The following is a 20,216-nucleotide window of genomic DNA, read 5'->3' as shown; positions in this document are numbered from 1 at the left end:
TTGATCATGAGTGAGTGTAATTCAAAGGATTGGTTATTTTTAAAAAATCAAATTCTACATTTGCATACACCATACCTGGAAAACGATCTAGTGGATCTTGTGCTAAATTGGATTGAAAAACAAGAGCATTTTCTATAATATCTATAAAAATATGTTGTTGATTGATAAATACAGGTAATTCTATGCCAATTGTAATAGTATATACTCCGCAGTTTAAAATATTTGTACCTTTTATTTCGATAACATAAACCTCTCCTGCTTTTGCTGAAGGCATTTCTATTCTCTTAGCTGTGGTAACATAAGCAATCAGCATTTGTCCTTTTAAATCTCTCAATGAATACCCAACACAAAATGAGGGTAGGTCTTTTTTAAAGAGAATAGAAACCTGAATAGTAAAGTCTTCTTTAAAGTCAAGTTGTTCAGTGGGACGATACTTGCTGTTGAGCAGCTTAATATCCAATATTTTTGCACTTTCATCACCGTAGCGGTGAGCACCTTCAGCAAACTTGCCTTCCTGAACAGTAGATACAAATATTTCAGATACAGTAGATTGCCGATCTAAAGTATTATCTTGCGTTGCTTTTTCATTTTGAGTAATAGCTAGAATATTCTTATTTATTAGTTCGACTTGTTGCTTCAACTCCTGATTCATTTCACTGTTAATAATACTTATATAAGTATCTACCACCTCTGAAGCTTTACCAATTTTCAGCAGTTTTCCTTTTTCGAGAAACGCACATCGCTGACAAAGGCTTTTAACTGAACTAGTATCATGGCTAACAAACAGCACCGTTACCCCTGTTTCCATCATCTGCCGCATTCGTGCCATGCACTTCGCCTGAAAAAACATATCCCCTACAGCCAAAGCCTCATCCACAATTAGGATATCTGGGTCAACGTGAATCGCTGAGGCAAAAGCCAACCGGACATACATACCACTGGAATAGGTTTTAACAGCCTGGTCGATAAAATCTCCAATATCAGCAAAAGCAGCAATTTGATGGAAGCGCTTATCCACCTCTTGTCTGGAAAGCCCCATGATTGCCCCATTCATATAGACGTTTTCTCGTCCCGTGAATTCTGGGTTGAAGCCAGCGCCCAATTCCAGCAGGGCAGCAACACGTCCATTCACTTGAACTACTCCACTGCTGGGGGTTAAAGTACCGCAAATCATTTGGAGCAGAGTGGATTTACCTGCACCATTACGTCCAATGATGCCTATAGTTTCACCCTTCATCACCTGGAAGGAAACATCTTGCAATGCCCAAAACTCTTGAGCATAGGTTCTTTCTGGTAATAAAATTTCTTTTAACCGATCAGCTGGTCGAGTATATCGCTTGTAGCATTTCGAGACATTGTTGAGGGAAATTGCAATTTCTTCTCCCATAGTTTTATTATCAATCCTCACAATTTCTAGTTATTAAAGCACCAATGTTTCACAATACATCAGCAAATGCTGTTCGCAAACGTTTATACACATAAAATCCGCTACAAAACGTCACAAATGCAATTATTGAGGCCACTCCCCATTCACCCCAATGTTCAACCTTTCCAACTAAAATTAAATCACGATAAACTTCAACTATGGCTGTCATGGGATTGAGCCAAAATACCATACTTCGCCATTCCTCTGGAATTGACGATGCCGGATAAATAATCGGTGTCAAATACATCCAAATATTTAAAACTACTGCTAAAGTCTGGGGAATATCTCGCAAAAATACCGTTAGTCCTGCTGTTAAATAGCCTAAACCTGCTGTTAATAATAACTGTGTGAGCCAGATCAAGGGTAATAATGCCAAGGTAGGATGTAAAGTATGAGCATTTATTGCTACAAAAAAAATCAACATTATTAAACCAAAAGTACTTTCAACAAACGTTGATAAAATTGGTACTAATGGTAGCAAAGCTAGGGGAAATACCACCTTCTTGACTAAATTATGCTGTTTTACTACTGAACTAGCAGACTGTGTTAAACCCCCTGAAAAAGCAAGCCAAGGAAGTAAACCTGCAAACAGCCATAACCCAAAGGTGAAGTTATTTTCTGGTAAGCTTTTGATACTCAACTTTACCTTCAGCACAACTGAAAATACATAAGTGTAAATTAACAATTGTGAGAGTTGATTTAGCAAAGGCCACAAATTTCCTAAAATAGAACCCTTGTATCGTGATTCTAAATCTCGCCTAACCAAAGTTCTCAGCAAGTCAAACTTTGTCCACCACTTTGGATTGACTGGCAGTATGCGCTTCAGTCTTGCTGCTTTACGTACAAATCCTTGCATTGTTTGTAATAAATCCTGCTTCCTTGTTCACTACTCATACACCCAATTTCTCTTTATAAGGCTTCATAGCCATGAGAGTAACCTTGTCTTCTTTGGAGAATACATCATTAACTATAAAATCGTACCGAAATTATGTTGGCAACGCTGCTTTCTTTTTTTGCTTAACTCAAGCTATCTGGATTAATTCCCTGCGATCGCAAATATTCTGCCAATCGCTCTGCCCGTTGATATTCTTGTTCAGCCCGTTGATATTCTTGTTCAGCCCGTTGGCGTTCTTGTTCAGCCCGTTGGCGTTCTTGTTCAGCCCGTTGACGTTCTTGTTCTGCTTGTTCTTTTCGCGTAGACACCCAACCGGCTGAATTATACCAACGCAGCCACAAACCTGTTGTCTGTTGATAAGAACCTTGCCAAAGACCCAATCCGAGTTCTAACTCTTCCAACCATAAGCGGTTCTCTGGTAAAGATATTGCTTCATAGCGAGTGCCTGTGAGTTTAAAGGCACGCAAATGATTTTTATAGCGATCATAGACAATGTAGTAAGGAACCCTCAAAATGCGTTCGTATACTTCCCACTTGGTTGGAGGTCGGTTTACTTCCCGCAGTGTTTTTCCTAAATCTTCTTGTTCTGTACCTGGTGAAAGTAATTCAACTATTAAAAATGGATCAATTCCTTCTTGCCAAATTACGTAACTTAAGCGTAGGTCTTGCTGTTGGCTAGCACTAGGTAATCCTAAAACCATATACCAGTCAGGACGCTTGTACCACAAAGTATGGCGGGGATCATAGTAAAGATTTAAGTCGCTAGCAAGTAAAATTTCCTCAGATGGATAAGTCAAAGGCTGACAAGTTTCACTGAGTAAATCAGCCTGAATTCGGTGAAATTCATCTGGCAAACCTGATTCCCCAACTAATTCACTGGGTAAATCATACATCGTAGGCATGGTTTCCTGTGGCGGACGCGGTGGATCTGTTTGATACATGACTACTACCTTCGTTGCTTAACTCAAGCTATCTGGATTAACTCCTAACGATCGCAAATGTTCCGCCAACCGTTGCGATCGCATCTGTTCTTGTTTCAAGGACAATTGCGCTTCCAATGCCTCTTGCACTGTGACAAACATGGGTATCGACCTGCTTGGTTGTTGATTTAATTTTAAGCTGTTAGGTCAGGAGTTAGAAGTCAAGAATTGGGAATTTTCTTCTTCATCTCCCTCATCTCTACTGAATTTGTGAGAGCAGAGTCACGGTTTCCGCTACACTGAGACTTGGTTTATTGCATTGTAATCAGGCATGGAAATCGGACAAAAGGTTAAAGTCTATCGTTTGCGCGATCGCGTTTCTCCCCCAGTTGTGAAAAAACTCGGACAAGTGGGTATCATCCAAGGCTACAAAGTCACCGATGGTGGTGGAATCGGTGTAGTGGTGCTCTTTGACGATAATTATTCCACTTGGTTTTTTGAAGATGAAATCAAACCTGTGTAGTTGTGAAAAACTTAGAGCCGGGTTTTTCTTGGCATCTGAATTTTAAAGCACAGGTTGAGAGTCTTTGTTGAGTGCTAAGTTGGAATTGAAAAGCTCGGCGGTGAAAATAGGAATCAAGTAATGGCTCTAATATTGACATTTTTGGGCAAAGGCGGCACCGCTCGTACCAAAATTGCGATCGCCGCCGCCAAATTATTGGCAAGTCAAGGCAAGCGTGTACTCCTAGCAGGACAAGCAGAACCAACATTGTCAATCCTGTTGGGTACTCCCATTGCTGCCGATCCTCAAGAAATCGCTCCCAAGTTACAGGCGGTACAGTTTCAAGCATCTGTACTGCTTGAGCGCAACTGGGACGAAGTAAAGAAGCTTGAGGCGCAATATCTCCGCACCCCCATCTTCAAAGAGGTTTTTGGTCAAGAACTGGTGGTATTACCAGGGATGGACAACGCCCTGGTACTGAATGCTATCCGCGAATATGATGCCAGTGGCAAATATGATGCGATCGTCTACGATGGCACGGGTGACTCTTTAACCTTGCGAATGTTGGGCTTGCCAGAATCTCTGAGTTGGTATGTCCGGCGATTTCGGCAATTGTTTGTCAACTCCGATTTGGGGAAGACGATTACTGAATCGCCCTTGATTCAACCGCTGATTAGCAGTTTTTTCAATGTAAATTGGACAGCAGATAACTTTGCAGCGCCCACTAACCAAGTCAATAATTTCTTAGAAAAAGGGAGAGCCGCTCTTGCCGATCCTAAGCGTCTCGCTGCTTTCTTAGTGACTACAGGAGATCCCCTTGAGGTAGCAAATGCTCGTTATTTGTGGGGTAGCGCTCAACAAATCGGTTTAACTGTCGGTGGTGTTCTGCTTGTGTCTACTGAAACGAATGTCAACCTGTCAGAGGAATTTATACCTCTACCTGTGAGCGTCGTTCCCGACTCGCCAACAGGTGACTGGCAACCATTGATAGACGCCCTACCCAACTTTGAAGCACAAGCGCTACAAGCTCCTAAACCAATTGAAATAGACATCCACAATCGTCAGGTACGCCTATTCTTGCCAGGATTTGACAAAAAGCAGGTCAAGCTTACTCAATATGGGCCAGAAGTCACTGTGGAAGCAGGAGATCAGCGACGCAATATCCCCTTACCCCCGGCTCTGAGTGGCAGACCCGTTGCTGGAGCAAAGTTTCAGAATAATTATTTGATAATTTCGTTTTAATTTAGTTAGGAGTTAGGAGTGAAGAGTTAGGAATAAAACAATAATTCATAACTCCTAACTCTTAACTCCTCACTCTAAAAAAAATAGGCATTATGTCAGAATCAACTCCCATTACCCCAGACCCAAACCCATCTGAGGCATTAGCAAATAATCCCAGTGAGCAAGTAATAGCATCTAGCGATCGCAGTGCGAAAACTAGGCAACTACTGGGGATGAAAGGTGCATCTGCTGGGGAAACCTCAATTTGGAAAATCCGTTTGCAGCTCATGAAGCCGATTACCTGGATTCCCCTAATTTGGGGTGTAGTCTGTGGTGCGGCTTCTTCGGGTAACTATACTTGGACACTGGAAAATGTATTGAAGGTAGCAGCCTGTATGTTACTGGCTGGGCCATTGATGACAGGTTACACCCAAATCCTCAATGATTACTACGATCGCGAAATCGATGCCATCAATGAACCCTATCGCCCCATTCCCTCTGGCGCAATTCCCCTACCCCAGGTAATTATTCAGATTTGGGTATTACTGATTGCTGGCTATGGTTTAGCATTTGTGCTGGATGTGTGGTCTGGTCATGAATTCCCGACAATTACAGCGATCGCAATTATCGGTTCTTTCATCGCCTACATTTATTCTGCACCTCCCCTGAAACTCAAACAAAACGGCTGGCTAGGTAGCTATGCCTTGGGTGCAAGTTATATCACCCTACCTTGGTCTACAGGACACGCTTTGTTTGGCGAACTGAATTCCACAATTGTGATTTTGACAATGTTCTACAGCTTGGCTGGATTGGGCATTGCTATTGTGAATGATTTTAAGAGTGTAGAAGGCGATCGCCAGTTAGGATTAAATTCACTACCTGTAATGTTTGGCATCACCGCCGCATCTTGGATTTGTGTAGTGACAATTGATGTTTTTCAAGGATTGATTGCAGCTTATCTCGTCAGCATTCATGAGAATTTGTATGCAGCAATACTAGTACTGTTAATCATCCCGCAAATCACTTTGCAGGATATGTATTTCTTGCGCGACCCCGTTAAGAATGATGTTAAGTACCAAGCCAGCGCCCAACCTTTCCTTGTTCTAGGAATGCTCGTCACTGGTTTAGCGCTGGGTCATGCTGGCGTTTAACTTCTACTTCTATAGTGAGAAGTTAGAAATTAGGAGTTAGGAGGTAATATACTTCTAACTCCTAATTTGTATCAGGACATGCCGTGTTTAAACTGATATCTTTCCTCATTCATGGGATTGAGCCTTTGTTAGTCCCGATTTGCTTTGTTGTAGCTTGGACTGTAATTATTCTCGTTGTTTGGAGTCTTTGTGCGGCGGCGCGAGATAGTTTGACAACAGCCAAGCAAATGCATCAAATTCCTTGTACTGGTTGCCAATTTTTTACCGACAATTATCGTCTTAAATGTACTGTACGCCCATATATTGCCAATACAGAAGAAGCGATCGATTGTTCTGACTATCAACCGAAGACTAATCCTTATCTCTATTAGGGAGCAGAGGGAGCAGAGGGAGCAGGGGAAGAAGAATTAATAACCAATGCCCAATGCCCAATGCCCAATGCCCAATGCCCAATGCCCAATGCCCAATGACAAATGACTAATGACTAATATCTAACAATATTTTCAAAACACCCCGACTCTGAGCGTGTTCAAAAGCTGCAAGCCCTTCAATAAGAGGGTAAGTGGCATGAATCAGGGGTTGCACGTCAACTTTTCCTGTGGCTAGTAGCTGAAGGGCCGGGGCAAAAGGGCCACAACGGGAGCCGATGAGGGTGATTTCATCTACTACTAAAGAAGAAGCATCCAGGCTGAGTTTGCCAGAATAAGTACTTTTCAGTACAAGCGTACCACGGGGACGTAGGGCGCGGCGAGCGATCGCAAATCCTTCTGGATTACCAGTACATTCTACTGAGATATCGAAATATCCATCTTTCACAGCATTAGCTAAACCAGTTTTAATCCCCCGTGTCTCTAAGTTAGCCAGTTTGTCTTGATGACGCCCCACAGCTAAGAGTTCACAGCCGGTTAAGGCTAATGTCTGGGCTACCAACTGCCCTAGTTTGCCATCTCCAACCACTAGCACCCGATTATTTGGATGTAACGGCACTTGCTGCTGAATTTCTAAAGCTGCTGCTACAGGTTCAGTAAATGTTGCTACTTCTGTTGGCACATTCTCAGGTACGAGATGCAGATTCTCTATCGGCAAACAGAGATATTCACCAAAGGCTCCATTCCGGTTGACAATACCCAAAACTGTACGATTTTCGCAGTGAGTTGATTGTCCGCTGCAACAAAAGCGACAATGCCCACACACAGCGTTGATTTCTCCAACTACGCGTTTATTAACTAAGTGTTCTGGCCCTTGTTCAACGACGCCGACAAATTCATGCCCCAAAATACCAGTGTAAGGATAGTAGCCTCTGAGTAATTCCAGGTCAGTGTTACAGATACCGGCACGCAAGACGCGTACTAAAGCTTCTCCTGGTGGCGGTTCAGGAACGGGAATATCTGTACGTAATTGCAACTGATTATTTTCGAGCCAAAGTCCTTTCATTCTTTTTCACCACATATTTGGGTCTGAATCCTAAAGCTTCACGCAATGCTTTAAAGTAATGAGTTTCATCGTGGATGAAAAATGGGTATTCACTCATTACTTATTACTTATTACTCATTACTCCTTCTTAAGAGCGCCTTTAGGTCGGTGAGTATGTCAAATCCTTTGCCTAATTATGTTGTCATAATCACTTTGAAAAATGTTTACAAATATAAGGGCAAACATTTGTACTGATATACCCATACCTATGTCTCTGTAGAAGGTATTTCTTTAATTTTGGTTACATCAACTTTGCTTAACCAAGTAACTAAGTCTTCTGAGCCAAGTGCAATCTCACTTCCCAAGGTTTTGATATAGAGAAGTCCGTCACTGATAATTAAATCTCTAATTGGATACCATGAATCTCGTGTTCTAATCAGAAGTTCTAACGGAATCCCTGATCTTGAACTATGCTTGCAATATTTCCACCAGGCTCGCCATAGAATGACACATTTAGTACAGTTCATCTGATAGCCTTTGGGAACTTCGCAGTATTGATACTGATAGAAACCCCGACTATCTACTTCTCCTTTGAGGATATAACTATATTCTGCTAATGCCTGATTGATCAATTCCCACTGGGTTGATTTTGGAGAAATCGAGAATTCAGATAAGGTGTTAGATAGTTGAACAGTGGCAATTACGCCTTCAGATTTTGCTGTCAGTTGGTTGATTTTATACACTGTTTGCGCTGTCAAAGCAGGATTTGACAACAAAATATCTTTTTTTTGAATAGAGTTTTGCACAAACTCTCGAATTAAATCTAGATTAGACAACATAAAATTTTTTATACTAAATTAACCAGTGTAATGAAAGTCACAACACTACTTAAATTAATAACTACACTGGTTTTGCACTTAAATCAGGATTATTACCAGCTTTATTTATACTCAATTCTTTGTTGAACTAGGGTTTTGTTAAGTTTAATATCGAGTATGCTATTATCCACTAGGCTGGTTGACAAAATTACTCTTTTCAAATATTGAGGCAGCAAATTAAATTTTTACACCTTCGAGAAAAGGTTGAAATACCGGAACTAATTCGGGACGACTAACCACAAGGGTAGGAAAAGAGCGATCGCTATAATCTTCTCCTGGTGACAACGGAAACGGTTCTGACTTCAGCGATGACCATACCCCACCAGCAGCCTGAACAATTACCCAAGCCCCCGCTATATCCCAAACTTTTGGTGTCGCCTCAATCCCACCGAGAGTAGCCCCAGTAGCAACTGTCAAAAAGTTATAGCTAGCTACACCCAACATCCGAATTTTACAGGGAAAGCCGTTTTTGATAACTGCGGTGCTGCGAGAACAGAGGTTAAAAAAGTGATTATTGCTGGGACTATCAACACTTGTGTGGATGGGGTGGTGGTTGAGAAATGCTCCTGTTGGTGTTGCCAAACCAGATGAACCTGCCCAGAAACCATGAAAAGCTTGATTCAAGGTTGGTGCGTAAACATACCCAAAAATGGGTGTGCCTCGATACAGTAAACCCAGAGATATTGTCCAGAGAGGAATGCCGCGTGTGAAGTTGGTTGTACCGTCGAGAGGATCAATTACCCAGCACCACTCAGTACCGGGAAACGACTGATCACTCTCTTCGCTCAAAATGCCATAACCAGAAAAATTAGAAGCGATCGCATCTCGAATTTCCTGATCTGCCCATTTATCTGCTTGCGTCACCAAACTACCATCAGCTTTTTGGTCAGCCTGTACTTTCCCAAAATCTTGCATTAGCTGCTTGCCCACCCTAGTAGTGGTAGTTTGGGCAAAATCCAGAATTGTTGTCCAAAAATCATTCATTGGTTATTTGTCATTTGTCATTTGTCATTTGTCATTTGTCCTATGCCCCATGCCCCATGCCCCATGCCCTATACAGTTTAGTCTAAATCGCTTTCTAAAACAGATGCGATCGCTTGTTTGGCACTTGTTTGAAATTCTGTGACGTTCACCCGATTCAGAAACCAAATCGATGCCACCATTCCCAAGGCTTCTAGAGCAAATACCAGTCCATAAGCTAACTCTGGGCTAGGTAACAGCTGGCGTCCAATATCCAAAACTGTACCTCCGATTACTACCGCCACACCTCTAGAAAGGGACTGCGCTAATCCCCATGCCCCAATGAATGTACCTGCGGCTTCCGCTGCGGTAAGATCCAACATCAAGCTAATTGCAGCCGTTGTTAAGAAACCTGTGGCTAAACCGAATAAGACCAAACCTAGTTTGAGAACTGCTGCATTAGCCGTAAATCCTGATATGCCGAGCAATATTGCACAGAATGCCACCAACATACAGCCTAAACGTGCAGTTCTGCGCTTACCCAAACGCGGGACTATGAAAAAGCCCGTAACGCCGTAAGCAATCAGTAGACCCGTTCCATAAAAAATATTTAATTTGGTACTTTCCGCTAGGGGCATTTTAAACACTTGACCCGCATACGGTTCCAAAATTGGGTCTTGCATAAACAAACTGATAGTCATCACCAATAAAAAGGCGAAGAATATACCTGTTTGTGGGCTAGCTGTCAAGATTTTCCAAGCATTGCCCAGAGTAATGCTATCTTCCCGGTTCACCAGTGTGGAACGGGTTGAGTATTGGGAGTACTTTTTTTCTACGCCAAATGTTGCTGCGATCGCTAAACCAAATACAATTGCTGGGACGATAGTAAATAATCTGTTGATTGCTGGCTGTAAGGTTTCTACAGTTGCTTCTGGTGTTAATTGTTTCAGCAAGCTGGCACTAATAATCGCCCCAACAATAATCCCCACCATGAGCATCGACCAAACCACACCGACTACTTTAGAACGGTTATCTTCTTCAGATATATCCACCAATAAAGCAGCAAAGGCAGTACCGCTAGCACAAATTCCTAGACCGTATATAGCGAAAACTAAAGCCAAAAGTCCTGTCCAGCCCATTGTTTGGGTTGTCCATACCCAACTACCTGCACTATTTCCAGCAAGATTCATCTGCCACATTACTTGTACAGCTAAAAATGCTGCGATCGCAAATATTGCTGCGCCTACCCAAACGTAGGCTGTGCGGTGGTATCCCCATAAAGGTTTAGCATCGGAAATCTGGCCAAACCAGATCCGTGAAGGAGCAACAAATAAAGGCAGTGCTAAAACTACTGATACCAGCGTCGCCGGAATTGCTATTTCTTGAATCATGACTCTGTTGAGTACCCCCAGAGTCAAGATTGACATCATGCTCAACCCCATCTGAAATAAACCCAGGCGGAACATGGTCAGCAGGTTTACTCTTGGCACAGATAGGGATTTTGTTTTGGTATCAAATACTTCACCGCTTGCCATAGCTACTTTTTCGTATAGTTTATAGGATTTAATCTCTCTCTCTTTTAATAAAGATAAACCCTACCCGCTCGAAATCAGCGAATGAAAAATGGAAGTTGCGATGGCGTTGCGCCGCCAGAGGCGATCGATCGCAGTTATTTGGCAAATAACTATACACCTCAATTAGCATAAACTTCAGCCAAGTTAGGATTAATCTTTAGAGCTTGGTTGTAATCTGCGATGTCTACGACGGGCTACGCCTACGCATAACGAGAGAATTTTAGGATGAAGTAGTGAAACGAGACTCCATTTACTATCAAATTTTTAAGCGCTTTCCTCGGTTACTCTTTGAACTGGTTGATAATCCTCCTCTGCAAGGGCAAAACTATCGATTTGAATCACTTGAAGTCAAAGAAACCGCTTTTCGCATCGATGGTGTATTTTTACCTCCAGAGAATGCAACATCCAAAGTGATCTTTTTTGCTGAAGTTCAATTCCAAAGAGATGAAGCCCTCTATCATCGGTTCTTTACCGAGTCGCTGATGTAGCTGAACCGAAATCGCTCTCAGTACGATGACTGGTTCTGTGTAGTAATTTTTTCATCACGCTCTTTGGAGCCAAGGGATCAAAAAACTCATAGAATATTTCTCAACAGCGACCAAGTGCAGCGAATCTATTTAGATGAGTTAGGCGCGACTAATCAGCAGCCAATAGGCATCAACTTGATGCAGTTGACTCTAGCATCGGATGAAGTGATGGCCGAGCAAGCGAAGCAATTGATTGAGCGGGTAAAATTATAGGAAACGGACACACTGCCGCAAAACGAAATACTAGACATCATCACCACAATCGCCGTTTATAAGTTTTCGACCTTGAGTAGAGAGGAAGTTGAAGCTATGCTGGGATTGACTTTAGAGCAAACAAGGGTTTATCAGGAAGCGAAAGCCGAGGGTCGAGAAGAACAAAAAGCTGAAATGTTGAAACTTACCGTGCCTTTGTTACTAAAAACAGGGATGAGTGTGGAGCAGATTGCTCAACACCTCAATGTTGATATAGAAGCTGTCCAGATTGCCGCACAGTCAGGCACATAGAATGAGGAAGTGGAAGCTATGCTGGGATTGACTTTGGAGCAAACAAGAGTTTATCAGGAAGCGAAAGCCGAGGGTCGGGAAGAGGGTCGAGAAGAACGGGAAGCTGAAATGTTGAAACTTACCGTCCCTCTGTTACTAAAAACAGGGATGAGTGTGGAGCAGATTGCTCAACATCTCAATGTTGATATAGAAGCTGTCCAACTTGCCGCACAGCAAAATACATAGAATTGATATTTCATGTCTGTTGTCATATTTTTGCAAAATGAGGAGAGCTTGATTAAAATCCTCAATTGCCCTTTTATGGTTTCCAGAGCGATCATCTCAAAGCAGCAAATGATAAAAAAGCTCGAACAAAGACTAAAGTAAGAAACTTTTCCACAGCATTTCTTGCCGATAGTTGGTACAGCCCAACGATATCAATGCTTATGATAGCCGTGTGCTGCTCACCTTTCTTGTGAGGCTGTTGTGGTTTGAAAGAAAAACAAATTTATTTTAAGTAAGAATGTATTAAATAATTTTTGTAGGAATTTTTACTTTTAAGTAATCAATTTATTAAAGTTTTAATTCTATGGGATAAATGGATAAAATTTTCCTATATCTATTACAAATATTGACAGCTTTCTCTATCAAATGATCAATTTCATTTAATTTTAAAATATCCTTTCCTAAAAGTTTGCTATCATCTTTATCCCAAGCTTCATTAATTTTCATACTTATTTGTTTTAAACGTATTTCTTTCTCAAGAGTAGGCAATTCTTCTATTCGTTTTGTAGTAATACGATCCTCTACCCAAATTAATTTATCTCCACCCTCAGTAAGATTTTCACATACATAATTTAAATCTTTTATTAATGGTGATGGGTATAGCTTATTGTCTGTATGGGCAAGAGTTTTATCTCTTAGATGTTTTAGGCGGTTAATTAAAGGATTATTTTTACTTGATATATCATTTTTGTCTTGCTCTAAAATTGATCTGTCAACATTTGTTAAGCCCCATTTTTTATAATGACTATCAAAAATTTTCAAGCATTTTAAAAGACTTAGACAGTCCTCATCTTCATCGTATACTGTAGAGAGTTTTAATAATCCAATTTCATAATTAGCTATGTATGACAAATGATAAAAAGATGGATAATCTTCTAAAGACTTGTTAGTATATGTATATCTTATCCATTTAGAAAGTTTTAAATGTGAAGATGACTGCTCCAGAATGTTTCCAAGAGCAATTACTTTTGATTCAAAATCCGCTCTACTACAATTCATGTTATTACTAAGTACGAGATTAATTACTTATTATTAGACCAAACTCTAACTTGATTATCTAAGAAAATTCCATCTTATACCACTATTTATCAGAATTATCCCATCAATATCAAATATTTTTAAAAAATTCGTTTTTCCCTGTCTTTATTCTTTGTGAAATGCATTAGTAAATAACCTATATCAATGGTTCTGAGAACCAGTTCTATTAACCATTACTGCAAGCTTTTAGCTCTATTCCATTGATTGAAATTTTCCTTTTATCTCTCTTAGTGTTTCCTTAGAACGGTTCCAATAGCCGTATCTATATTTTTCACTTACGGATGACTCAGGTGCATCACATTTTTGGGATTGTCTCATACAATAATTAGCCAGTACGTCAAGTAAATATACAAAACTAACTTCATCATTATCTAATAATTGATCTATTTGATCTATGAATTGATCTATTTGTTGCGGATTCATTTTTACTTGCTTGTTCAACCTAGTGATAAACTCTATACTAAATTGACTTAGTAAATATAAATACCGTACTTTTACTTACTTAATTACATTTCAGAATTACACTAGATGCACTATAAAAGTCAAAAAGCTTGAACAAAGACTGATTGCAACATTGAGATAGTAATATTTATTAAAGTTCTGGTATTGCGCTGTAACTTTATCGCACACAATCAAGCCACATAAAAATATCAATATTAAAATGTGGTTTTAACTACGCTATTCCATTGAATTAGTAAGATAAACTTGCTGTATGTATGTCATCGAACTACCTACCTTCATCTAGTAATCAAAAAGGCATAAGCAATGAGTAAAGAACCAGTCAAAGTAATATTATGGGAAGAAAATCAAAAAGATTTTCTCAAAAAGTTCTATGATCTCCAATTTACTCCCAGAGTAGGAGAGGAAGTTTACCTAAAAAAGGAGAAATGGAAAGTAACTAGAGTTGAGCATGATATCGAAATTAGTGAGATTAATGTCTACATGGAATTAATCAAAAAACCCAAGCAGGATAAATCATCTAATTCATAAATACAAGTAAATACACTCAACTATAGCAATCCTATTTGATTTGTGAGAATTGCAGGTCGCAGATCCCCGACTTCTTCGAGAAGTCGGGGATCTTGTTTATGCACGTTTGATTCAGGTTTTAAATTTTTATGCAAGGCGCGATGTCTACGACTACGCACAACAAGAGTTGCGTCCAAGTGGTGGCGATCGCACCCAATCTTGTCTATAACGATACACTATAAAAGTAAAGAAATGTAAATAAATCAAATTTTGCAACCGTGGAAAACATCACATTGGGGCAAAATGGCCCATCTGTTACACCCTTGTGCATCGGCACTTGGGCTTGGGGTGATAAACTATTTTGGAATTATGGCGATCGCTATGGCCCAGAACAGTTACAAGAGGCCTTTACCGCAGCCTTAGAAGCTGGTATTACCTTCTTTGATACAGCTGAAGTCTACGGAATGGGATTATCAGAGAAATTTTTGGGAGAATTTCTGCAACAGACACAACAATCTGTAGAAATTGCCACAAAATTTGGCCCTCTACCGTGGCGATTTACAGCCCAATCCGTCTCTGATGCTTTAACAGCCAGCCTCAAACGCTTGCAATTAGAGCGAATCGCCCTGTATCAAGTGCATTGGCCTTTTGCCTTCTTTTTAAGTCAAGAAACTTTGATGAATGCCCTAGCAGATGAAGTAAAGCGGGGCAGAATTGCCGCAGTCGGTGTAAGTAATTACTCCGCAGAGCAAATGCGAGACGCGCATCAAATATTAGCTACCCGTGGAGTGCCTTTGGCTGTGAACCAAGTGCGCTATTCTTTACTCAGTCGTCAAGTTGAAAGCCAAGGTATTATCACAACTGCGCGTGAGTTGGGTGTGACTATCTTGGCTTATAGTCCTTTAGCACAAGGATTACTCACTGGAAAGTACAGCATTGAGAGTATTGAAACCCCCACTGGTGCGAGGAAAATAGACCCGCGATTTAAGAAAGAAGGTCTGCAAAAAATTGCCCCAGTGATATCTTTGCTACGCAATTTCGGGGAAAAATACGATCGCACCCCTGCCCAAGTTGCTCTCAACTGGTTAATTGCTCAGGGGAACGTTATTCCCATTGCTGGGGTGAAAACGGCCGAACACGTGCGACAAAATGCTGGTGCTTTAGGCTGGAAATTGAGCGACGATGAAGTTGCAGAGTTAGAACTAGTTAGTCGTCCTTGGCTGTAGTATTTTTGAACTACTCAAACACAGGAGGCCAAATTTCTGACACTACTAGCTCCCAACCTGGTAATAAGTCTGGTAGTGTCAGTTCATCGTTATCCTGCAAAACTATTGGTTCTTGGTTGAGTCGATAAACTGTAAGCGTCAATTTGTCAGGATCAATCAGGATACCAACTGTAGATCCGAGTTGTAAGAATAGCTGAATCTTTTCTACCAGTGGTTTGATCCGGTCTGACTTAGATTTTATCTCTACCATCAAGTCAGGTACGAGTTCTACAAAGTCGCGCTTGCTTGTTTTCAGTCTATCAGCACGAACAAAAGACACATCGGGAGCGCGGAGATTTCGTTTTTCGTTATCAGCTTCTTTCCCGTTTTCAGTTTCTAATGTAGGCAAAATGAAGCCAGCGCTAGAACCTGTTACCCGTCCTAGTCTTTGTGGGCGTACCCAGTTGCCGAGTAGTCTAACTAACTCAGCACCAATTTCCTCTGACTCATAATCTGATGGCCCCACAAGAAATATATTTCCGTCTACTAGCTCCATCTGCCATTCTGGATGCTCTGCTTGTAATTGCTCTAAGTCTGGAATAGTGAACATAAGACCACTAAGAATGCATCTGTAATTTATAAGAATAATTCAGAACTCAGGAGTCAGAATTCAGCATGAATTCTATGAATATTGGTTTAAAACCGTACTTCTCTACGAGACGCTACCGCGAACGTCCCGCTACGCTAACGCCCCTGGTGGGCGAAACTAGTATTAAATATTTTTCCTTGATTATTGCTTTATCCCTTTATGGGTAGAGTATTCACCAATTCTGAATTCTGAATTCTGACTCCTCTTTTATCTTCCTACAAACTAGTAGAAAAAATTACCCAAAAAGCCAAAAAGTCAAGAGCCAAAGTCAAAATTTTGACTCCTAACTCTCAACTCTCCAATTTTAGGTTTGGATTTTGGATTGAAGAAAAAATCTAAAAATCTAAAATCCAAAATTGATTAACTTCTAACTGTTGACTAAGAAGCTGATTCTCTAGCTATAGGTGAACCTATCTTTTTACTAGGGGATGCAGAAGAATCCTGTCCACTTGTCCGCAGTTTTGGTTTGGGAGAAGAATGTCTTTCTTCACCATTGTTACTATCTGATTTCCACGCAGCACGGGGGCGATCGCTAGAAGATGATTCACGACGCTTGCCAAGTCTGGGTTTGGGAGCAGAGGATTCTTCTTGGGGAATTTCCACGTCTGAACTCAACCAAGCGGGACGAGTTTGATCGTAAGCGATTTGTAGTGCAGCTGCGGCGATCGCTTGAGCATCGTATTCTTCAATCAATTCGCTGACAATGGGCAAGAATGAAGCCAAACGCTCACCTGTCAAAGCTTCCCGCACCAGTTCTTGCAATTTCAGAATGTGTTTTGCTTCAATCTGGGCGCGTGTGGGAATCGTCAGCACTTGCCAACTTTGGCGGTTATGACGTTCAAATGTTTGCTGTTTGCGGCGCTCAAATGGTTGTACTAAAGAAATTGCTGTTCCTTCTTTACCAGCACGACCAGTACGACCAATGCGGTGAACGTAAGTTTCTACGCTATCGGGTAAGTCGAAGTTGATTACATGGGAGAGTTGATCGACATCTAACCCTCGTGCTGCAATGTCAGTTGCTACCACCCAGCGAACTTGACGGTTACGGAATCTGATTAATAACCGTTCCCGCGCTTGTTGGGACAAGTCACCGTGGTATTCATCGACACTGTGACCAGCGCCTTGCAACTGACTGGTGAGTTCGGCGGCTGTACGTCTGGTGCGGACAAAGATTAAAGCTGTTTCTGGATCTTCCATTTCCAGAATTGGCTGTAAAGCTTTGGCTTTTGTCCAGTGGCGGGGGATCAAGTAAGCTACTTGATTAATCTTGTTGGGAGCGGCTTTTGGCTGCTCAACGGTGACAGTTGCAGGCGATCGCAAGAACTTGTTCACCAACATCCGAATCGATGGTGGCATTGTCGCCGAGAATAAAGCTGTTTGGCGATCTACGGGCGCTTGCGAGAGGATTTTGATCACATCGTCGATAAAGCCCATGCTCAACATTTCATCAGCTTCATCCAACACAAACCACTTCACTTGATCGAGCTTTAAACAGCCGCGATCTAGCAAATCGATCACCCGTCCTGGAGTACCCACGACCATGTGAACGCCACGTTTGAGTTGTAACATTTGACGGTCAATTGATTGACCACCGTAGATTGCTAACACCCGCAATCCTTCATTACCGATGAATTGGGCGATCGCATCGTGAACTTGCATTGCTAATTCACGAGTTGGTGTTAAAACTATGGCTTGTACGGCTCTTTGATTAATATCTAGCCGCTCTAAAATTGGCAGTGAAAATGCTGCCGTTTTGCCTGTTCCAGTTTGAGATTGACCGACTACATCACGACCATTCAGCAATTGGGGAATTGCTTGGACTTGAATGTTGGTGGGTTCGGTAAAACCGATTTTTTCTAGTTGTGCGACACGTTCTTGGGAAATGCCTAGTTCTTGGAATGAAAGAGTCATTAATTCTCCTAAATTTTTTGTAAGGATTTTTGGATTAGTCATTTAGTCATTAGTCATTTAGTCATTAGTCATTAGTCATTAGTTATTGGCTAGTTAGTGAGCCAAGGGCGATAGCAAAGCCTCAATTTTTGGAGAAACTATGCTCACGAGTGAGTCTCCGAACTTCAGGTAAACCCTCATGAAAACTGCTATTAATGCAGCATTGACCTTAATATAAGGATGAATCTGTAAGGGTCATTTAACAAATGGACTTTGGACAAAAGACAAATGACAATTTAGTTATTGACTACTTGACCATAGAGGTCGTATGTATCAGCGTGGTGAATCGCTATTGGCACGATGGTTCCTAATCTTGCCTGGCCTTTGACATACACCAGACCATCAACCTCTGGGGAAAATCTACCTGAACGACCGATTAATTCACCACTTTCAGGATTTTCTTGCTCAATCAGGACATCGACTATTTTGCCTACTTCCTGTTGATTTTTCTTTTGAGAAATCGGTTGCTGGAGTTCCATCAGTTGGTATCGGCGATCGTCCATCACTTCTTGGGGCAAGTGATTTGGTAGTTTGTAAGCTGGGGTTCCTTCCTCAGAGGAAAAGGTGAAGACACCAACATGATCGAATTCATGCCGCTGAACGAACTCTAGTAGATGCTCAAAATGCTCGCTTGTTTCTCCTGGGAAACCAACAATAAATGTTGTCCGCATTACGGCTGTTGGTAGCGCCGTTTTAATGCGATCTATAATCCCATCATTTACGCGCCCTTGCCAAGGACGATTCATGGCGCGGAGAACATCTGGATGGGAATGCTGCAAGGGCAAATCCAGGTAAGGCAAGACGTTGGGTGTTTCTTGGATCGCCGCAATCACATCTGGGGTTAGTCCCGTGGGATAAGCATAGTGCATTCTGATCCACGGTATATCTACTTTCCCCAAAGCGCGAAGCAATTCCGCTAATTTTGGTTGACCGTAAATATCCAAACCGTAATTAGTGGTGATTTGGGAAATTAGAATAATTTCCTTTACCCCTTGACTAACTAACTGCTCTGCTTCGGCGACGATAGATTCAATAGTACGCGATCGCTGGTTCCCTCGAAGATGAGGAATGATACAAAATGCACAACGATAATCACATCCTTCTGCAACCCGTAGATAAGCTACGCCCTCGGTTGTAGTACGATAGCGCGGTGTAGTCTCATCGGCAATGTAGGTTGGTTCGATACTAACCTGTTTGACCCGCTCGCCAAGTTCAACACGCTCAATTACATTTACAATTTTGTGATAATCGCCAGTACCCACTACGGCTACTGCTTCGGGTAACTCTTCCAAAAGTTGTTCTTGGAAGTGTTGCGCCATACAGCCAGTGATTACGATCTTTTTATTTGCCTCTGCCAGTTCTACCAAAGTTCTGACAGATTCTTGCCGCGCAGCTTCAATAAAACTACAAGTATTAACAATAACGTAATCTGCTAACTCTTCATTTGTATCTACGCCGTAGCCTGCTTCTACGAGCATTCCCAGCATGTGTTCTGTATCAATTCGATTTTTCTCGCAGCCCAGGTGAGAAATGGCAATTGTTGGCTTATCACCCATATTTTGAAAATATCTTCATTTTTTTCTTCTTGTAGTCAAACATTGCAGCGCTAATTCCGCTTTTTTCTATCACTATCCTTCAGATAACAGTACGCAGTAGATTTCCACTGTCAGTAATTGTCCGTGGACTTATGACCCTATTAATAAATAAAAATAGAGGCCATGTTATGATATTTTTATCAATCTGTTCCCCAGGGTAAATTGAAGTGTCTTTGGGTACATTTGACACTTGTAATCTTTTTTAACAATTCGCCTATTGGTATTTTACATTACCACAGCGTGTGCGTTGTTAATTTACCCATCGGGAAGCCGCCCAAAGGGCTTGTTGTGAGAAGTCGCTACCCTCAGGGAAATCGACGAAAGCGACTACGCCTATAAAGCAGTAATGCTAACCTGGCGATTGGCAAGTCCTACGACAATGCGCGGACGAGACGCCTAAACCACGGAAAGCTGCCTTGCGTCTAGTGAGTGGCAAACTCCTCTTGTAGCCAGGTTTTATCTTAACATATCTTATGGGAGGTTTCACGCCAATTTCCATCTTAGGAAGGAGGCAGTAAACCGACTATCATAAAACACATTTGACTAGTTAATGAAAAGTCAAGAGTCAAGGGTCA

21 protein-coding genes and 1 pseudogene are annotated in these 20,216 nt (G+C 41.5%); 9 read left to right on the top strand and 13 right to left on the bottom strand.

What is annotated here, in order from left to right:
* Positions 1-4: 4 nt before the first annotated feature.
* From A4S05_RS06605 to A4S05_RS43025, 4 genes are all read right to left on the bottom strand, one after another.
* The gene (locus A4S05_RS06605) at positions 5-1,387 is read right to left on the bottom strand and encodes an ABC transporter ATP-binding protein (protein ID WP_069069026.1); all 1,383 of its coding nucleotides are present in this window, start codon (positions 1,385-1,387) and stop codon (positions 5-7) included.
* 49 nt (positions 1,388-1,436) lie between these two features.
* Positions 1,437-2,282 carry an ABC transporter permease gene (locus A4S05_RS06600; RefSeq protein WP_069069025.1) on the bottom strand — a complete coding sequence of 282 codons (846 nt, stop codon included), beginning with the start codon at positions 2,280-2,282 and terminating at the stop codon, positions 1,437-1,439.
* Between the two features lie 161 nt (positions 2,283-2,443).
* Complete coding sequence (locus A4S05_RS06595) at positions 2,444-3,262, bottom strand: Uma2 family endonuclease (protein WP_069069024.1); 819 nt, start codon at positions 3,260-3,262, stop codon at positions 2,444-2,446.
* Positions 3,263-3,280: 18 nt separating this feature from the next.
* On the bottom strand, positions 3,281-3,403 hold the full coding sequence (locus A4S05_RS43025) for a hypothetical protein (protein WP_256090848.1): 123 nt from the start codon (positions 3,401-3,403) through the stop codon (positions 3,281-3,283).
* A 169-nt stretch (positions 3,404-3,572) separates the two neighbouring features.
* On the opposite strand from A4S05_RS43025, the gene A4S05_RS06590 reads away from it, so the two are divergent.
* The 4 genes from A4S05_RS06590 (at position 3,573) to A4S05_RS06575 (ending at position 6,486) form a co-directional block, all read left to right on the top strand.
* The gene (locus A4S05_RS06590) at positions 3,573-3,764 is read left to right on the top strand and encodes a cytochrome b6f subunit PetP (RefSeq protein ID WP_069069023.1); all 192 of its coding nucleotides are present in this window, start codon (positions 3,573-3,575) and stop codon (positions 3,762-3,764) included.
* 120 nt (positions 3,765-3,884) lie between these two features.
* Complete coding sequence (locus A4S05_RS06585) at positions 3,885-4,985, top strand: Get3/ArsA fold putative tail anchor-mediating ATPase NosAFP (RefSeq protein WP_069069022.1); 1,101 nt, start codon at positions 3,885-3,887, stop codon at positions 4,983-4,985.
* 92 nt (positions 4,986-5,077) lie between these two features.
* Positions 5,078-6,115 carry a chlorophyll synthase ChlG gene (chlG, locus tag A4S05_RS06580; RefSeq protein WP_069069021.1) on the top strand — a complete coding sequence of 346 codons (1,038 nt, stop codon included), beginning with the start codon at positions 5,078-5,080 and terminating at the stop codon, positions 6,113-6,115.
* 83 nt (positions 6,116-6,198) lie between these two features.
* On the top strand, positions 6,199-6,486 hold the full coding sequence (locus A4S05_RS06575) for a hypothetical protein (protein ID WP_069069020.1): 288 nt from the start codon (positions 6,199-6,201) through the stop codon (positions 6,484-6,486).
* 106 nt (positions 6,487-6,592) lie between these two features.
* Here the strand turns inward: A4S05_RS06575 and A4S05_RS06570 are convergent, their stop codons facing one another.
* The 4 genes from A4S05_RS06570 to A4S05_RS06555 all read right to left on the bottom strand — a co-directional run bounded on the left by A4S05_RS06570 (position 6,593) and on the right by A4S05_RS06555 (position 10,901).
* Complete coding sequence (locus A4S05_RS06570; protein WP_069069019.1) at positions 6,593-7,549, bottom strand: MDR/zinc-dependent alcohol dehydrogenase-like family protein; 957 nt, start codon at positions 7,547-7,549, stop codon at positions 6,593-6,595.
* A 245-nt stretch (positions 7,550-7,794) separates the two neighbouring features.
* The gene (locus tag A4S05_RS06565) at positions 7,795-8,367 is read right to left on the bottom strand and encodes a hypothetical protein (RefSeq protein ID WP_069069018.1); all 573 of its coding nucleotides are present in this window, start codon (positions 8,365-8,367) and stop codon (positions 7,795-7,797) included.
* A 216-nt stretch (positions 8,368-8,583) separates the two neighbouring features.
* Complete coding sequence (locus A4S05_RS06560; RefSeq protein WP_069069017.1) at positions 8,584-9,390, bottom strand: inositol monophosphatase family protein; 807 nt, start codon at positions 9,388-9,390, stop codon at positions 8,584-8,586.
* A gap of 77 nt (positions 9,391-9,467) precedes the next feature.
* Positions 9,468-10,901, bottom strand: a complete 1,434-nt coding sequence (locus A4S05_RS06555; protein ID WP_069069016.1) for a BCD family MFS transporter — start codon at positions 10,899-10,901, stop codon at positions 9,468-9,470.
* Between the two features lie 272 nt (positions 10,902-11,173).
* On the opposite strand from A4S05_RS06555, the pseudogene A4S05_RS38595 reads away from it, so the two are divergent.
* A pseudogene (locus A4S05_RS38595) lies at positions 11,174-11,971 on the top strand (Rpn family recombination-promoting nuclease/putative transposase).
* 18 nt (positions 11,972-11,989) lie between these two features.
* Positions 11,990-12,196 carry a hypothetical protein gene (locus A4S05_RS06540; RefSeq protein WP_069069013.1) on the top strand — a complete coding sequence of 69 codons (207 nt, stop codon included), beginning with the start codon at positions 11,990-11,992 and terminating at the stop codon, positions 12,194-12,196.
* A 327-nt stretch (positions 12,197-12,523) separates the two neighbouring features.
* On the opposite strand, the gene A4S05_RS06535 is transcribed toward A4S05_RS06540, so the two are convergent.
* Both A4S05_RS06535 and A4S05_RS06530 read right to left on the bottom strand, forming a co-directional pair.
* Entirely contained in the window at positions 12,524-13,234 is a 711-nt protein-coding gene (locus A4S05_RS06535; protein WP_069069012.1) for an AbiU2 domain-containing protein, read from the bottom strand.
* A gap of 231 nt (positions 13,235-13,465) precedes the next feature.
* The gene (locus A4S05_RS06530; protein ID WP_069069011.1) at positions 13,466-13,696 is read right to left on the bottom strand and encodes a hypothetical protein; all 231 of its coding nucleotides are present in this window, start codon (positions 13,694-13,696) and stop codon (positions 13,466-13,468) included.
* Positions 13,697-14,038: 342 nt separating this feature from the next.
* On the opposite strand from A4S05_RS06530, the gene A4S05_RS06525 reads away from it, so the two are divergent.
* The 3 genes from A4S05_RS06525 to A4S05_RS06520 are packed head-to-tail and all read left to right on the top strand — an operon-like array spanning position 14,039 to position 15,468.
* Positions 14,039-14,263, top strand: a complete 225-nt coding sequence (locus tag A4S05_RS06525) for a hypothetical protein (RefSeq protein WP_069069010.1) — start codon at positions 14,039-14,041, stop codon at positions 14,261-14,263.
* 49 nt (positions 14,264-14,312) lie between these two features.
* Positions 14,313-14,471: a hypothetical protein gene (locus A4S05_RS41385; protein WP_176726935.1), complete on the top strand. Its 159-nt coding sequence runs from the start codon at positions 14,313-14,315 to the stop codon at positions 14,469-14,471.
* A gap of 49 nt (positions 14,472-14,520) precedes the next feature.
* The gene (locus tag A4S05_RS06520; RefSeq protein WP_069069009.1) at positions 14,521-15,468 is read left to right on the top strand and encodes an aldo/keto reductase; all 948 of its coding nucleotides are present in this window, start codon (positions 14,521-14,523) and stop codon (positions 15,466-15,468) included.
* Between the two features lie 10 nt (positions 15,469-15,478).
* Here A4S05_RS06520 and A4S05_RS06515 read toward each other — a convergent pair whose 3' ends face one another.
* The 3 genes from A4S05_RS06515 to rimO form a co-directional block, all read right to left on the bottom strand.
* Positions 15,479-16,057: a Uma2 family endonuclease gene (locus A4S05_RS06515; RefSeq protein ID WP_069069008.1), complete on the bottom strand. Its 579-nt coding sequence runs from the start codon at positions 16,055-16,057 to the stop codon at positions 15,479-15,481.
* 417 nt (positions 16,058-16,474) lie between these two features.
* On the bottom strand, positions 16,475-18,007 hold the full coding sequence (locus A4S05_RS06510) for a DEAD/DEAH box helicase (RefSeq protein ID WP_069069063.1): 1,533 nt from the start codon (positions 18,005-18,007) through the stop codon (positions 16,475-16,477).
* A 275-nt stretch (positions 18,008-18,282) separates the two neighbouring features.
* Complete coding sequence (rimO, locus tag A4S05_RS06505) at positions 18,283-19,602, bottom strand: 30S ribosomal protein S12 methylthiotransferase RimO (RefSeq protein WP_069069007.1); 1,320 nt, start codon at positions 19,600-19,602, stop codon at positions 18,283-18,285.
* Between the last annotated feature and the right edge of the window lie 614 nt (positions 19,603-20,216).

It is taken from the genome of Nostoc sp. KVJ20, from assembly GCF_001712795.1.
Taxonomy (GTDB): Bacteria; Cyanobacteriota; Cyanobacteriia; order Cyanobacteriales; family Nostocaceae; genus Nostoc.
This window is presented reverse-complemented; position numbering and strand designations above follow the sequence as displayed.